We start from the raw sequence: 15,032 nt of genomic DNA, 5'->3' as shown, positions 1-15,032 counted from the left end.
TGAAGGCAGGAGGGTCGCCCCGCGACTCGTACGCCGCGCATTCAGGAAACCTTCAGGGATCGGGAGCACACTGAACCCATGGCCGCCACCACCGACACCCCGGAGGCACGGCTCGTCGTCGTCGACGACGAGCCGAACATCCGCGAGCTGCTCTCCACGTCCCTGCGCTTCGCCGGCTTCCAGGTGCATGCCGCGGCTGACGGCGCCAGCGCGCTCGAGCTCGTCCGCGACACCGAGCCGGACCTCGTCGTGCTGGACGTCATGCTGCCCGACATGGACGGCTTCACCGTCACCCGCCGGATGCGCGCCACCGGCCGGCACACCCCCGTGCTGTTCCTCACCGCCCGCGACGACACCCAGGACAAGATCCAGGGCCTGACCGTCGGCGGAGACGACTACGTCACCAAACCGTTCAGCCTCGAGGAGGTCGTCGCCCGCATCCGCGCCGTGCTGAGACGCACCGCCGGAGGCGAGCCGGACGACGACGCCGTCGTGCGCGTGGGCGACCTCGAGCTCGACGAGGACAGCCACGAGGTGCACCGCGCCGGCGTCGAGCTCGAGCTCTCCCCCACCGAGTTCAAGCTGCTGCGGTACCTCATGCTCAACGCCGGCCGCGTGCTCTCCAAGGCCCAGATCCTCGACCACGTGTGGCAGTACGACTGGGGCGGCGACGCGAACATCGTCGAGTCGTACATCTCCTACCTGCGCCGCAAGATCGACCACGTCACGATCACCGGGCCGGACGGCGCGGAAGTCGAGCTGCCCCCGCTCATCCACACCAAGCGTGGCGTCGGATACCTCTTGCGCGCACAGCAGCGATGACCTTCCGCGACCGGCCCGACAGCACCGAGCCGACGTTCGCCGCACCAGCAGCCCCCGGGGAGCCGAGCGCTGCGGAGGGACCGCCGTCGGGCACGGACGTTCCCGGGCCGACGACGGAGGTCCCGCCGGGCGCACCGGACGAGCAGCACTGGGGCTGGTTCGCGCAGGTGCCGCTGCGGGTACGGCTGGTGGCGATCCTCGTGCTGCTGCTGGGCGCCGGGATGATCATCGCCGGCCTCACGACGCGCACCGTCGTGTCGAACTACCTGGTCGACCAGCTCGACACCCAGCTCAAGCAGTCGGCACAGGGCGTGGCCCGCATGACGGCGCTGAACCCGGCCGAGGGCAGCCAGCACATCCCCAGCGAGTACGCCGTCACCCTGCGGAGCTGCAACGGGCTCGACGGCGGCCCGGCAGGCTGGACCGCGACGCTCGATCGGTTCGGCGAGCCGCAGATCCCCGACGAGTCGCTGACCGCCGTCGTGGACCGCGGCCTCGAGCCCTTCACCGTCGACTCGGAGGGCGGCTCCGACCCGACGACGTGGCGCGTCGTGTCCATCCCCTGCAGCCAGACGCAGGACAGTCCCGTCGAGGGCGCCGCGTACGTCGCCCTGCCGATGGCCGCGGTCGACAAGACGACCGCCTACCTGTCGAGCTCGCTGCTCTGGTCGGGCATCGGGATCGTCGTGCTCGGCGGCGCGCTCGCGTTCTGGCTGATGCAGCACTCGCTGCGCCCGCTGCGCCGCATCGAGGCCACCGCCGCCGCGATCGCGGAGGGCGACCTGTCGCGCCGCGTGCCCGAGCAGCCGCCCTCGACGGAGGTCGGCTCGCTGTCGCACTCGCTCAACGCGATGCTCACGCAGATCGAGTCGGCGTTCGCCGTGCAGGAGGCCTCCGAGCAGCGGATGCGGCGCTTCGTGTCGGATGCGAGCCACGAGCTGCGCACGCCGCTCGCCACGGTGCGCGGCTACGGCGAGCTGTACCGGATGGGCGCACTCGACACGGACGAGAAGGTCGAGGACACGATGGTGCGCATCGAGGACTCGGCCCGCCGGATGGGCACGCTCGTCAACGACCTGCTCGTCCTCGCGCGCCTCGACGAGGGACGGCCCATGCGGCACGAGGTCGTCGACCTCGCGGCGCTCGCCCACGAGACCGCGCAGGACCTGCACGCGCTCGACCCGACGCGCACCGTCTCGGTGACGGGGCTGCGGGGCGAGGCCCCGCCGTCGGCGCTGCGCACCGTCGGTGACGCGGACCGGCTGCGGCAGGTCCTGACCAACCTCGTGGGGAACGTCGCCCGGCACACGCCGGCCGGGTCGCCCACCGAGCTCGCGCTCGGGACCGTGGCGGACGGCGTCGTGGTCGAGGTGCGTGACCACGGGCCCGGGGTCTCCCCGGAGCAGGCCAGGCGGGTCTTCGAGCGGTTCTACCGCGCCGACTCCTCGCGCAACCGCGAGTCGGGCGGGTCCGGGCTGGGCCTGGCGATCGTCGCCGCGATCCTCGGTGCGCACGGCGGTTCCGCCTCCGTGGTCGAGACGCCGGGCGGCGGCTTGACCGTGCAGGTTCTCCTTCCGGCTGCCGGCGGCTACGCTGCGTGACGGCCCGGTCAGCGGGCCGTCGGGGACCCGAGTGTCGGTCGACGGTCGTAGGCTGACAGGGAGACAAGGAACGATCTCCGAGCAAAGGTCTTGATAGCGATGGGCGTCCCCAGCGCCGGCGCGCCGCAGTGGTTCCTCTCGGCGTTCGTCCGCACCTGTCGGGGGGCGGGCGCCACGGAGCCCGAGGAATCGATCCGCGCGGTGGGCGAAGAGCTCATCGAACGGTGGTCCGGGCCTGGCCGCCACTTCCACAACCTGCGCCATCTCGCCGCCGTCCTGCACCGGGTCGACGAGCTCGCTCACGAGACCCACGAGCCCGACCTCGTCCGCCTCGCCGCCTGGTACCACGGCGCCGTCTTCGACGCGGACCGCAAGGTCGCCTACGCGACGCGCGGCGGGGAGCAGACCACCCTCAGCGCCGAGCTCGCGCGCACCCAGCTCGTGGAGATCGGCGTGCCCGTGGAGTCGGCGGACCGCGTCGGGGAGCTGGTCGACACGCTCGCCCGGCACAAGGCCGCCCCCGGCGACTTCGACTCCGCGGTGCTCAACGACGCCGACCTGGGCATGCTCGCCGCCGAGCCCCAGCGCTACAAGGAGTACGTCGGGGAGATCCGCGCCGAGTACGCTCACATCCCGCTGCCGGACTATCTCGACGCGCGGATCAAGGTCTTGACCAAGCTGCTGGGGCGACCGAACCTCTACGTGAGCCCGCTCGGGGCGACCTGGGAGGAGCCGGCGCGGCAGAACCTCGACGCCGAGCTGCACCGCCTGGCCAAGGAGCGCCGCAAGCTGGGCGAGGAGGCGACGGCTGGCCCGTCGCCGAGGTAGTGCCGCTCGCGTCGAGGTAGTTCGTCGTCCACAGGCTGTGGACGACGGCGGCGCGCAGCGCACGCTGCGACCTACCGTCATGCTCAGCCCGGTCCACCGGGACGACGACGGAGGAGACAGCATGCGGTACGAGGTCGACAGCGAGCGGGTGGCGCAGGCGAGCGCCGCGGTGAACGGGTCTGTAGGGGCCATCCGGGCTGAGGTCGGGGCGATGATGCGCCATCTGCAGGATCTGCAGTCGAGCTGGCACGGCAGCGCCGCGACGTCGTTCGCGGGTGTCATGGCGCAGTGGCAGTCCGCCCAGGCGCAGGTCGAGACGGCGCTCGACTCCGTCACGGCGGCGCTGCAGTCCGCATCGACCACCTATGCGGACGCGGAGAGCCAGGCAGCCCGCCTCTTCGCCCGCTGACCCCTTCCAGTTGTGGGCGCGATTTCTGGCCCGTTTTGCCCCTTTTGCGGAACATTCAGTGCCGGAAATCGCGCCCACAACCTCGGGTGATCAGGCGAGGGCGCCCACGACCGGGCACGGAACGGCCGGGTCGAGCCGCTGCGCCGCGAGGACGTCCCCGAGCGCCGTCCGCATCCTGCGCAGGGAACCCGAGCTCCTGCCCACGCCGCAGGAACCGGAGACGCCGGACGTCCTCTTCCGTCGGCCGCCAGAGCCGCACGAGCGCCCACACCGTCACCAGGCCGCCCACGAGACTGGCGAACAGCACGACGTAGACGTTCGACGGGTCCGGTGCGACGCCGTCGAGCCCCAGACCGGTATGGGCCCAGGCGAGCCCGGTCAGGACGAGGGCGGCCGTCCAGGGCAGCGCGAGCGGGGCCGTGACGAGCAGGTCGTAGGGGGCGGAGAGCCGCACGATGCGCAGTGCGCCGGTTCGGGTCATGCGCTCACCCTCACCCCTGCACCCCGGTGCAGGGTCAAGCGTTGTGGGCGCGATTTCTGGGCCGTAAATACTGATATCTCGGGCATAACGGGCCAGAAATCGCGCCCACAACACAGGGCTACAGCGACGGACGGCGGCCGGTCGGCCCGGGAGCGAACTCCCCGGACGACCGGCCGCCGTCGTGCATGGCGCGGGCTACCGCACCGAGCGAGCGTGGGTCAGAAGCCCATGCCGCCCATGTCGCCCATGCCGCCACCGTCGCCACCGGAGGCACCGGCGGGCTCCGGCTTGTCAGCCACGACGGCCTCGGTGGTGAGGAACAGCGCGGCGATCGACGCGGCGTTCTGCAGCGCGGAACGCGTCACCTTGACCGGGTCGTTGACGCCCGCGGCCAGCAGGTCCTCGTACTCACCGGTCGCGGCGTTGAGGCCGTGACCCGGGGTGAGACCGCGGACCTTCTCCGCCACGACGCCGCCCTCGAGGCCGGCGTTGATGGCGATCTGCTTCAGCGGGGCCGAGATCGCTGCGTTGACGATCTGCGCACCGGTCGCCTCGTCACCCTCGAGCTCGAGCTTGGCGAACGCGGCGGCACCGGCCTGCAGGAGCGCGACGCCACCACCGGCGACGATGCCCTCCTCGACGGCGGCCTTGGCGTTGCGCACGGCGTCCTCGATGCGGTGCTTGCGCTCCTTGAGCTCCACCTCGGTGGCCGCACCGGCCTTGATGACGGCGACGCCGCCGGCCAGCTTGGCGAGGCGCTCCTGCAGCTTCTCGCGGTCGTAGTCCGAGTCCGACTTCTCGATCTCGGAACGGATCTGCTGCACGCGACCGGCGATGAGGTCGGCGTCGCCGGTGCCCTCGACGATCGTGGTCTCGTCCTTGGTGACGACGACCTTGCGGGCCTGGCCGAGCTCCTCGAGCGTGGCGTTCTCCAGCTTGAGGCCGACGGTCTCGGTGATGACCTGGCCACCGGTGAGCACCGCGATGTCCTGCAGCATGGCCTTGCGGCGGTCGCCGAAGCCCGGGGCCTTGACGGCGACGGACTTGAAGGTGCCGCGGATCTTGTTCAGCACCAGGGTCGCCAGGGCCTCGCCCTCGACGTCCTCGGCGATGATCAGCAGCGAACGACCGGACTTCATGACCTGGTCGAGCAGCGGCAGCATGTCCTTGACGTTCGAGATCTTCGACTCGACGATCAGGACGTACGGGTCCTCGAGGACCGCCTCCTGGCGCTCCGGGTCCGTCTCGAAGTAGCGGGCGAGGAAGCCCTTGTCGAAGCGCATGCCCTCGGTGAGCTCGAGCTCGAGGCCGAAGGTGTTCGACTCCTCGACGGTGATGACGCCTTCCTTGCCCACCTTGTCGAGGGCCTCGGCGATGAGCTCGCCGATGGCGAGGTCGCCGGCGGAGATCGCGGCCGTGGCAGCGATCTGCTCCTTCGTCTCGACGTCGACCGACGCATTGAGCAGCTGCTCGGTGACCGCCTCGACAGCCTTCTCGATGCCGCGCTTGACGGCGATCGGGTTGGCGCCGGCCGCGACGACGCGCAGACCCTCGCGGACGAGCGCCTGGGCGAGCACGGTCGCGGTGGTGGTGCCGTCACCCGCGACGTCGTCGGTCTTCTTGGCGACCTCCTTGACGAGCTCGGCGCCGATCTTCTCGAACGCGTCCTCGAGCTCGATCTCCTTGGCGATGGAGACACCGTCGTTGGTGATCGTGGGGGCGCCCCACTTCTTGTCCAGGACGACGTTGCGGCCCTTGGGGCCGAGCGTGACCTTCACGGTGTCGGCGAGCTGGTTGAGCCCGCGCTCCATGCTCCGACGAGCTTCCTCGTCGAACGCGATGATCTTGGCCATGGGGACTGATCCTCCGCTGTGGCTGGTGGATGGTCGGCCGGTGCCCGCGACGGACGACGCGCCCCCGCACCGTTCACATCACGGGCGTGGGCGTGCCTCACCTTTCGACCAAGGTTGTCGACCCCGGCTGTCACTCGACAGCCGAGAGTGCTAACCCATTATTGGCACTCTCCTGTCGAGAGTGCAAGACGTTCGCCGTCGGCGCACAACCGCGCCCGACGGCGGCACCCCGGACACGACGAAGGCCGGCGCCCCCGACGCATCGATGCGCCGTCGGGCGCCGGCCCTCGCCGACGCGGTCTGTCTAGATCAGCACGATCAGAGCGGGCGGACCTGCTCCGCCTGCGGGCCCTTCTGGCCCTGGCCGACCTCGAACTCCACCTGCTGACCCTCGTCGAGGGTGCGGTACCCGTCTGCCTGGATCGAGCTGAAGTGGACGAACAGGTCCTGTCCGCCGTCAGCCGGCGTGACGAAGCCGTACCCCTTCTCGGCGTTGAACCACTTGACGGTGCCCTGGGCCATCTACTTCTCCTCATCGTTCTGGCACACGGGGCCGACGCCCCGCAGTGAACAGGAGACTAGTGGCGGAGGTCACTCGAAGGGAAGCATCCGAATCCAGGGTGTCGCGATCTTCGCGGACCGCGCCCGGGTCAGCTGACCGGCTCTACCCGCACGTGCGTGACCAGCGAGATCACTCAGCGATGTCGAGGGCTTCCTTGATGACGACCACGACGTCGCCGCTCGCAAGTGGCTGCTGCGACGTCTGTTCCGCCGGGATCCCCATGATCGCTGCGACGGCTGCTGCCGTCTCCGCACGGCCTTCGGCGTACCAGACCACGTTGGTCGTCTGGCCAGAGTCACCGTCGTAGTTGTTCGCTTCCGTGTTGGTGAAGCCGTACGACGAAAGGGCGTCGGATCCCCGTCCGGCCTCGCCGCTCACGCCGCTGTCGTCGTTCAGCACCCGGACCAAGGCGCTGGTGTCGCCCTCAGCGATCAGCGCGTCGATGTCCACCGCATCGTCCGTCACCTCGTCGCTCGGCTCCTCGGACGGCTCCTCGGTCTCGTCGCCCTCGCCCTCGTCACCCTCGGACCCCTCGTCGCCCGAGCCGTCGGTCGGCTCCTCGCCGGAGCCCTCGCCCTCAGAGCCCTCGCCGCCCTCGGAGTCCTCCGGCGCTGCCGACTGCTCGGAGGCCGCCGGCGGGTTCTCCGTCGGCGTGTCGCCGCCGTCGGACAGGAAGGAGATGACGCCGATCCCCAGACCGGCGAAGACCACCGCGACGAGCAGGAACGGCCAGACCGAGCTCCACCCGCTCCGGGGCTCGCGGTGGACTCCCACCGGCGCTCCCTCGGGACCGCGGACGTCGAACTCGTCGGGCGGGTACGGGTACTGGCTCTTTGTCACGCCGGACAGGGTAGCGGTTCCCCGCCCCGGGACCTACAGCCGTTGTTCAGCATCGCGCCACCGCAGGTCAGCCGTTCGTCCCGTCGAGTCGCCGGGCGGTGCGCGCCCGCTGGCGGGTGGCCCGCATCCGGCGCAGCCGCTTCACGAGCATCGGGTCGTGCTCGAGCGCGGCCGGGGTGTCGATCAGGGCGTTGAGCACCTGGTAGTACCGCGTGGCCGACATGTCGAAGAGCTCGCGCACGGCCTGCTCCTTCGATCCGGCGTACTTCCACCACTGCTTCTCGAAGGCGAGGATCTCGCGATCCCGGTCGGTCAGCGCACCGGGTTCGGTGACCGACGACGGGGCCTCCGTCGTGGTGTCGATGTCCTGGACCAGCATCTCGCTCATAGCGGCCAGTATGGGGCACCTCGGACGCCGTCCCGGGCATCCTGGGCCGCGCGTCGCGAGTGCGCTAGCGTCTCGTGCGTGGACTCCCCGACGACGACGCGACCCGCCCTGGACACCGTGATGGCAGCCGACTGGGCTGCCGCACTCGCCGACGTCGAGCCCCAGGTCCACGCGATGGGGGACTTCCTGCGCGCCGAGGTCGCGGCCGGGCGCACCTACCTGCCGGCGCCGGGCGACGTCTTCGCCGCGTTCCGCCGTCCGCTCGCGGACGTCCGGGTGCTGGTGGTGGGGCAGGACCCGTACCCGACGCCCGGCCACCCCATGGGCCTGTCGTTCTCGGTCCAGCCGCACGTCCGGCCGGTCCCCAAGTCTCTGGCGAACATCTACACGGAGCTGGCGGACGACGTCGGCGCTCCCCCGCCGTCGTCGGGCGACCTGAGCCCGTGGGCCGACCAGGGCGTGATGATGCTGAACCGGGTGCTCACGGTGCGGCCGGGGGAACCGGCGTCGCACCGCGGCAAGGGCTGGGAGCAGGTCACCGAGGCCGCGATCAAGACGCTGGTGGCGCGGGGCGGGCCGCTGGTCGCGATCCTGTGGGGTCGTGACGCCGCGTCGCTCAAGCCGTGGCTGGGCGCCACGCCCACGGTGGAGTCCGCGCACCCGAGCCCGCTGGCGGCCTACCGCGGGTTCTTCGGGTCCAAGCCGTTCTCGCGCGTCAACGCGCTGCTGGAGCAGCAGGGGGCCGCACCCGTGGACTGGCGTCTGCCCTGAGCGACGGGTGCAAGATGGGGGACGTGAACTCGCCCTCCTCCACCCCGCGCTGGTCCCGCTACGTCGCGATCGGCGACTCGTTCTCCGAAGGCCTGTGGGACCCGTACCCGCACGCGGACGGCACGCCCGTGGCGGCCGGTACCGCGTCCGACGGCGTCCTGCGCGGCTGGGCGGACCGGCTCGCCGACCATCTGGCCGAGCGCCGCGGTGATGCCCCGTTCGAGTACGGCAATCTCGCGATCAGAGGGCGCAAGCTCCGCCAGATCATCGCCGAGCAGGTCCCTCGAGCGCTGGCCATGGAGCCGGACCTGGTGTCGCTGGTCGGTGGCGGCAACGACATCCTGCGTCCGCAGGCGGACGTGCACGGGCTCTCGGGGGCGCTCGAGCAGGCGGTCGCCGAGATCCGCTCGACGGGGGCCGACGTCCTGCTCGGGACCGGCTTCCGCACCGGCGGCGCGCTGAACTGGATGCAGGGCCGCGTCGGCATCTACAACGCGAACATCTGGTCGATCGCGCAGCGCCACGGGGCGTTCGTGCTGGACACCTGGGGCCTGCGTGGCCTGATGGACTGGCGCATGTGGTCCGACGACCGCATCCACCTCACCGACGAGGGGCACCGCCGCGTGTCGAACGCCGCGCTCGTGGGCCTGGGGCTCGAGCCGGACGACCCGGCGTTCGACGTCCCGCTGGACGTCGCGCCCCCGGTGCGGTTCTACCGGAAGCTGCAGGCGGACGCGCAGTGGGCGCGGGTGCACGTGGCCCCCTGGGTCCGACGGCGGATCACCGGCACGTCGAGCGGTGACGGCCGGCTGGCCAAGTGGGCCGAACCGTCGATCTGGCCGCCGTCCGAGCGCTGACCACAGTGTTGTGGGCGCGATTTCTGGGCTGGATATCGGCCCGAAAGGGACGAATCGGGCCAGAAATCGCGCCCACAACAGAACGGTGGAGCCGCCTGTCGGATTCGAACCGACGACCTTCCGTTTACAAGACGGGAGCTCTACCAGCTGAGCTAAGGCGGCGGGAGCGGGGACCAGCCTACCGCGCGGCGGTCGGCCGGCCCCCGCGAGAGGGTCAGCCCTCCGCGGCCTCCTCCTCGGCCGGCTCCTCCTCGGCCGCGGGCTCGCCGCCCTGCACGGCCGTCAGCAGGCCACCGGGCTGGCTCCAGCCCTCGAAGCGCTCACCGTCGACCAGGATCGTCGGCGTACCGAAGCCTCCGTTGGCGTTCATCAGCGACTCGTCGGCGGTCGCATCGTTCGTCAGCGAGTACACGTACTGGCCGAAGGTCGCGCGGGCGGTGCCGTCGGCGATGCCCGCGGCGACGTCCGCCGGTGCGCCGGCGCCCTCCGCCAGGTCGGCGATCGCCTCGTCGTCGAGGCCGGGGGTGCCCTCCTCCGGCTGGTTCGCGAACAGCGCCTCGTTGAAGGCGAAGAACGCCTCCGGCGCGCGGTCGGCCACCCAGTAGGCCGCCGAGGCCGCGCGGGTGGAGTACTCGGTGTTGTTGGAGGCCCGGTCCAGGATCGACACGGGGTGGAAGACGACGGTGGCGTCGCCGGACGTGACCATCGTCTCGACGTCGGCGCCGTTGACCTGCTCGAACTGGCCGCAGACCGGGCACATGTAGTCGAGGTACTCGTCGACCACGGGTGCACCCTCGTTCTCGGTGCCGGCGACCAGGTCGGCACCCACGGGGATGCCGCCCGACTCGAGCGCCGTGGACGGCACGTCGGTGACCTCGGCCAGCGGGATGTCCTCGACGTTCTTCTTGGCGCCCTCGTTGATGAGGATGAACGCCGCCACGGCGACCAGTGCGGCGATCGCGAGGCCGAGGCCACCGAAGACCAGGATCCGGTTGCGCCGGTCGCGCTGCACCTGCTTCTGCTGCCGCGCGAGCGCTTCCTGGCGCGCCTCCTCGCGGAGCTGGGCCTTGTTCTTGTTCGACATCTCGGTACAGGTCCTTCGGGTCGTCGTGGGTTCCGGGCGGCAGATCCGCGCGTCAGCCTACCTGCGGCCGGACGTCGGCCCGCGAGAACCTAGCGCGAGGACCTGGGAGACACCTGGGAGGCCGTCAGAAGAACGACGGCGGGCCGTCCATGGGCCACCACTCGACCGGGTGCGAGAGCTGTGCGTACAGGATCCACGACCCGACCAGGCACACCGCCACGACGACGGCCGCGCCGAGCAGCCCGGGCGCGAGGTTGGCCAGGATCGTCCGTGCGCCGTCGCGCGCCGTGCGCCCGGCCGGCCCGAACCAGGTCGCCAGCACCGCCGACACCATCGAGCCGGCCAGCACGAGACCGAAGACGACCGGGGCGTTCCGCCCGCCGACCGACCGGGAGGCGACGTCCTCCAGCGGCACGACGATGAGGTTGCCGTCCCCGAACAGCCAGTAGCCGCCCATGACCGCGAGCAGCCCGACGCAGCCGCCGACCAGCACCGCCGGCACGACGCCGATCGCGCCGATCGCGGCGTGGTACGGCAGGAGCAGGCCCGCCACGAGCCCGTCGGAGCGGTGCACGCCCTTGCGTTCGCGCCGCTCGTGGAAGCGGTGGCCCGAGACGCCGACGATCCGGCACAGCACGGTGACGCCGCAGAACACGCCGAACGTGATCAGCGGGTAGAAGGCAGCCAGCACGACGAACGGCAGACCGAGCGCCAGCACGGTCCCCCACCGGCGTCCGTGCACAGGGGCCGTGTACGGACCGGCGGGCTGCTCCGGCTCCGGGTCCGGCGTCACGTCGGCCAGCTCGTCGTAGCTGCGGTACCGCACGTCCCCGACCGGCAGGACCTGGGTGCCGCCGTCCTGCGCCATCGCCCGCTCACGCTCGTCCGCCGACATCACCTGCCCGGCGTCCTGCGGGTCCGGCGGCGGCGGTACGGGAGGCCCGACGACGGCGGTCTCGTCACCCGCGGGCACCCCCACGGACCGGGCCGCCCCGTGGCCCACGACGTCGCCGTCGGGCTCCCGGTCCGGTGCCGTGCCGCCGTCGTCCCCGGACTCGCCGGAGACCGCGGTGTCGTCCCCCTGGTGGGCCATCGCCCCTGCTGCGCCCGCGAGCGCCGCCGTCGCCGCACCGGCGGCGACCACGATGCGCTGGGTGGCGTGCGGGTCCTCCGGGACGCCGACGACGTCGCTCGTCCCCTCCTCGAGGTCTCGGCGGACGGCGCGCACCACGTCGGTGGGACCCCAACGGCGTGCGGGGTCGGCGTGCAGCGCGCCCGCGAGCGCCCGGCCGGTACGGGCGGGGACGCCGACGAGGTCGGCCCGGCCCTCCCGCGACCGGCGCAGCACCAGGTCGGTGGGCCGCACGCCGAAGGGTGACCGGCCCGTGGCGGCGAAGGCGAGCAGCGCGGCCCAGCTCCACCAGTCGGTCTCGGGCACGGGGTCGCCGCCGTCGAGGAGCTCGGGCGCGATGTACCCCGGGGTGCCCATCACGAACCCGGTCATGGTGGTGCGGGCGTCCTCGGGGCTCTGCGCGATCCCGAAGTCGATGAGCGACGGGCCGTCGCCGGTGACCATCACGTTGGAGGGCTTGAGGTCGCGGTGCACCACCCCGGCGGCGTGCACGGACTCCAGGGCGTCGGCGAGCTGGTCCGCCAGGGAGAAGAGGTCGGCGACGTCGAGGGGGCCGCGCGCGTCGACCTCTTCCTCGAGCGTGAGCCCCTCGATGAGCTCGGTGACGACGAACGCGTGGGGCCCCTCGAACTCTGCGTCGAGCACCTGGGCGACGGCCGGGTGCCGCAGACGCTGCAGCGCCGCGACCTCGCGCCGCAGACGCTGCCGGCCGGCGGGGTTGGCGTCCACGTGCGCGTGCAGCACCTTGAGGGCGACGCGCTGCCCGCCGCCGTCGACCGCCTCGTAGACGGCGCCCATCGCCCCGCGGCCCAGCAGGGACACGACGGAGTAGCCGCCGACGTCGGCCCCGACGGGCAGCGTCCCGTCGGCTCCGGACACCGGGGCGCCCGCCGTCATCACCTGCGACTCGTCGCCCTCTCCCATGGGCCACACCGTAGCGCCGGGGTGGGGGTCCGCGCGCTCGCACGGGCCCGGCGGGCCCGTCTCCCTGCCGTGACCGAGCAGGCGGTAGACCTGGTCGGTAAGGTGCCCGGTGGGAGTCTGGCTACCCTGTCAAGAAAGAGCAGGATGCCACCAATCTTGGGAGAGAACACCTTTGAAAGGTCAAGGATCGGCAAACGGCTCCGACGGATCCGGAGGCTACGACCTGGTCGTCGTGGCGAACCGGCTCCCGGTCGACTTCTCCGTGGACGCGGACGGCGAGGTGGACTGGCAGCGGTCCCCCGGAGGACTGGTCTCGGCGCTCGAGCCGGTCATGCAGGAGAACGACGGCGCCTGGGTCGGCTGGTCCGGCGCACCGGACCTCGCGCACGAGCCCTTCGAGGCAGATGGCATGATGCTGGTCCCGGTCACGCTCTCCGCGAGCGAGATCCGCAAGTACTACGAGGGCTTCTCCAACGACACCCTGTGGCCGCTGTACCACGACGTGATCGCGCCGCCCACCTACCACCGGCAGTGGTGGGAGGCCTACCGGCGCGTCAACCAGCGGTTCGCGGACGCCGCGGCCGCGCAGGCGGCCCACGGGGGCGTCGTGTGGGTGCACGACTACCAGCTCCAGCTCGTGCCCAAGATGCTGCGCGACCTCCGACCCGACCTGCGCATCGGGTTCTTCGACCACATCCCCTTCCCCCCGGTCGAGCTGTTCCAGCAGCTCCCGTGGCGCCGGAGCATCCTCGAAGGCCTGCTCGGCGCCGACCTCGTCGGTTTCCAGCGCGGCGGGGACGCCTCCAACTTCGTCCGCGCGGTGCGACGCCTCACGGACCACCCGACCCGCGGCTCGGTCGTCTCCATGGACTCCGACGACGGCTCCCCCGGCCGGCGGGTGCGCGCGGCGGCCTTCCCGATCTCCATCGACACCGCCAAGTTCGACGAGCTGGCCCGCAGCCCCGAGGTCCAGGCCCGCGCCAAGGAGGTCCGCGCCGACCTGGGCGACCCGGACGTCGTCATGCTCGGCGTCGACCGCCTCGACTACACCAAGGGCATCCGGCACCGGATCAAGGCCTACGGCGAGATCCTCCAGGACGGCCGCATCGAGGCCGCCAACACCACGCTGGTCCAGGTCGCCAGCCCGTCACGCGAGAACGTCGGCGCTTACCAGGAGCTCCGCGAGCACGTCGAGAGCCTCGTGGGACGCCTCAACGGCGAGTTCGGCGAGATCGGGCACTCCGCGATCCACTACCTGCACCACTCCTACCCGCCGGAGGAGATGGCGGCCCTCTACCTCGCGGCGGACGTCATGCTCGTGACCTCCTTGCGCGACGGCATGAACCTCGTCGCCAAGGAGTACATCGCGGCCCGCTCCGACCTGGGCGGCGTGCTCGTCCTGTCCGAGTTCACCGGCGCGGCCGACGAGCTCGCCCCCGGGCCGCTGCTCGTCAACCCGCACGACATCGACGGCATGAAGGACATCATCGTCACCGCCGCCCACATGGACCCCAAGGAGAAGCGCCGCCGCATGCGCCGCCTGCGCCGCAAGGTCATGGGCGACGACGTCGCGAAGTGGTCGAAGTCGTTCCTCGGCGTCCTGACGGCCATGCCGACCCGGGACACGCATGTCTGACCCGATCGACACCCCCCTCGTCGCCGCGCTGGAACGGCTCGTGGCCGACGACGGCGCCGCGGTGCTCGTCGCCCTCGACTTCGACGGGGTGCTCGCCCCGCTCGTGGACGACCCGACGGCGTCCCGCATGACGCCGGCGACCCGCGCCGCCGTGGACCGGCTGGGGGCGCACGTGCGCGAGGCCTCCGGTGCGGCTGGGGCGGCGGGTCGTGCCCGGATCGCCTTCGTCTCGGGGCGCGACCTCGACGACCTGGCGCTGCGTTCCCTCCCGCCCGCCGGCACGTACCTCGTGGGCAGCCACGGGGCGCAGACCGGCCACGCGACCGCCGACGGGATCGACGCCGTCCCGCTCGAGCTCACGCCTGAGCAGACCGACGTCCTGGCCGAGCTGACGGCCGCGCTGGACTCCGCCGTCGTCGGCCGCGAAGGGGCGTGGGTGCAGCGCAAGCCGAGCGCCGCCGTCCTGCACACGCGCACGGCCAGGCCCGCCGACTCGGCCGCTGCCGTCGAGGCGGCCGACGCCGCAGCAGCACGTCTCGGGCTGGACGCCATGCACGGCAAGGATGTGGTCGAGATCGCCGTCCTGCACACGTCCAAGGGCGAGGCGCTGGAGCGGCTGCGCACCGTCGTCGCGCACGACGTCGGCGCCCCGGCCACGCGTGTCCTGTACGCGGGCGACGACACCACCGACGAGAAGGCCTTCGCCGTGCTCGGTGCGGGCGACGTCACCCTCAAGGTCGGCTCGGGCGAGACCCTCGCCGAGCACCGCGTCGCCGACAGCGACGGCGTCGCCGCGGTCCTGGACCGGATCACCGACCTCCTCGCGGTGTGACGCACGGCCCTG

Annotated in this window: 15 protein-coding genes and 1 tRNA gene; 8 read left to right on the top strand and 8 right to left on the bottom strand. The window is 71.8% G+C overall.

Translation table 11 applies throughout. The features are described 5' to 3' along the window. The first annotated feature begins 78 nt into the window (after nt 1-78). The 4 genes from ACH5HR_RS12950 to ACH5HR_RS12935 all read left to right on the top strand — a co-directional run bounded on the left by ACH5HR_RS12950 (nt 79) and on the right by ACH5HR_RS12935 (nt 3,660). Nucleotides 79-822: a response regulator transcription factor gene (locus ACH5HR_RS12950; protein ID WP_416478210.1), complete on the top strand. Its 744-nt coding sequence runs from the start codon at nt 79-81 to the stop codon at nt 820-822. Then, nucleotides 819-2,423, top strand: a complete 1,605-nt coding sequence (locus ACH5HR_RS12945) for a sensor histidine kinase (protein WP_416478208.1) — start codon at nt 819-821, stop codon at nt 2,421-2,423. The genes ACH5HR_RS12950 and ACH5HR_RS12945 overlap by 4 nt, the downstream gene beginning before the upstream one ends. Nucleotides 2,424-2,522: 99 nt before the next feature. Continuing rightward, entirely contained in the window at nt 2,523-3,251 is a 729-nt protein-coding gene (locus ACH5HR_RS12940; RefSeq protein WP_402374227.1) for an HD domain-containing protein, read from the top strand. 121 nt (nt 3,252-3,372) lie between these two features. Then, the gene (locus ACH5HR_RS12935; protein ID WP_402374225.1) at nt 3,373-3,660 is read left to right on the top strand and encodes a WXG100 family type VII secretion target; all 288 of its coding nucleotides are present in this window, start codon (nt 3,373-3,375) and stop codon (nt 3,658-3,660) included. Nucleotides 3,661-3,715: 55 nt separating this feature from the next. Here ACH5HR_RS12935 and ACH5HR_RS12930 read toward each other — a convergent pair whose 3' ends face one another. The 5 genes from ACH5HR_RS12930 to ACH5HR_RS12910 form a co-directional block, all read right to left on the bottom strand. Continuing rightward, nucleotides 3,716-4,141, bottom strand: a complete 426-nt coding sequence (locus tag ACH5HR_RS12930; RefSeq protein ID WP_416478206.1) for a hypothetical protein — start codon at nt 4,139-4,141, stop codon at nt 3,716-3,718. A 218-nt stretch (nt 4,142-4,359) separates the two neighbouring features. Continuing rightward, a complete protein-coding gene (gene groL / locus ACH5HR_RS12925; protein ID WP_416478205.1) occupies nt 4,360-5,994 on the bottom strand; it encodes a chaperonin GroEL in 1,635 nt (544 codons plus the stop codon). A gap of 318 nt (nt 5,995-6,312) precedes the next feature. After that, nucleotides 6,313-6,516, bottom strand: coding sequence for a transcription antiterminator/RNA stability regulator CspE (gene cspE, locus ACH5HR_RS12920; protein WP_106266085.1), 204 nt, complete (start codon nt 6,514-6,516; stop codon nt 6,313-6,315). 169 nt (nt 6,517-6,685) lie between these two features. Continuing rightward, nucleotides 6,686-7,396: a LytR C-terminal domain-containing protein gene (locus ACH5HR_RS12915; RefSeq protein WP_416478203.1), complete on the bottom strand. Its 711-nt coding sequence runs from the start codon at nt 7,394-7,396 to the stop codon at nt 6,686-6,688. 67 nt (nt 7,397-7,463) lie between these two features. After that, nucleotides 7,464-7,775, bottom strand: coding sequence for a DUF3263 domain-containing protein (locus ACH5HR_RS12910; RefSeq protein WP_402374533.1), 312 nt, complete (start codon nt 7,773-7,775; stop codon nt 7,464-7,466). Between the two features lie 87 nt (nt 7,776-7,862). Here ACH5HR_RS12910 and ACH5HR_RS12905 point away from each other — a divergent pair, with 87 nt between their 5' ends. Both ACH5HR_RS12905 and ACH5HR_RS12900 read left to right on the top strand, forming a co-directional pair. After that, nucleotides 7,863-8,555, top strand: coding sequence for a uracil-DNA glycosylase (locus ACH5HR_RS12905; protein ID WP_402374217.1), 693 nt, complete (start codon nt 7,863-7,865; stop codon nt 8,553-8,555). Nucleotides 8,556-8,569: 14 nt separating this feature from the next. Beyond that, entirely contained in the window at nt 8,570-9,412 is an 843-nt protein-coding gene (locus ACH5HR_RS12900) for an SGNH/GDSL hydrolase family protein (RefSeq protein ID WP_416478201.1), read from the top strand. A gap of 86 nt (nt 9,413-9,498) precedes the next feature. Here the strand turns inward: ACH5HR_RS12900 and ACH5HR_RS12895 are convergent. The 3 genes from ACH5HR_RS12895 to ACH5HR_RS12885 form a co-directional block, all read right to left on the bottom strand. Then, nucleotides 9,499-9,574 (bottom strand) — tRNA-Thr (locus tag ACH5HR_RS12895). Between the two features lie 52 nt (nt 9,575-9,626). Further along, the gene (locus ACH5HR_RS12890; RefSeq protein WP_402374213.1) at nt 9,627-10,496 is read right to left on the bottom strand and encodes a DsbA family protein; all 870 of its coding nucleotides are present in this window, start codon (nt 10,494-10,496) and stop codon (nt 9,627-9,629) included. Nucleotides 10,497-10,620: 124 nt separating this feature from the next. Continuing rightward, nucleotides 10,621-12,552: a serine/threonine-protein kinase gene (locus ACH5HR_RS12885; RefSeq protein ID WP_416478200.1), complete on the bottom strand. Its 1,932-nt coding sequence runs from the start codon at nt 12,550-12,552 to the stop codon at nt 10,621-10,623. A gap of 172 nt (nt 12,553-12,724) precedes the next feature. Between ACH5HR_RS12885 and ACH5HR_RS12880 the strand changes: the two genes are divergently transcribed. After that, entirely contained in the window at nt 12,725-14,188 is a 1,464-nt protein-coding gene (locus tag ACH5HR_RS12880; protein ID WP_416478198.1) for an alpha,alpha-trehalose-phosphate synthase (UDP-forming), read from the top strand. Further along, nucleotides 14,181-15,020: a trehalose-phosphatase gene (otsB, locus tag ACH5HR_RS12875; RefSeq protein WP_416478196.1), complete on the top strand. Its 840-nt coding sequence runs from the start codon at nt 14,181-14,183 to the stop codon at nt 15,018-15,020. Before ACH5HR_RS12880 ends, otsB begins: the two co-directional genes overlap by 8 nt. Nucleotides 15,021-15,032 lie beyond the last annotated feature (12 nt).

Origin of the sequence: Isoptericola maris, assembly GCF_048065335.1 — a bacterium.
Taxonomy (GTDB): Bacteria; Actinomycetota; Actinomycetes; order Actinomycetales; family Cellulomonadaceae; genus Isoptericola; species Isoptericola rhizosphaerae.
Note: the sequence above shows the minus strand (reverse complement) of the source record. Positions and strands in the feature narration are given on the sequence as shown.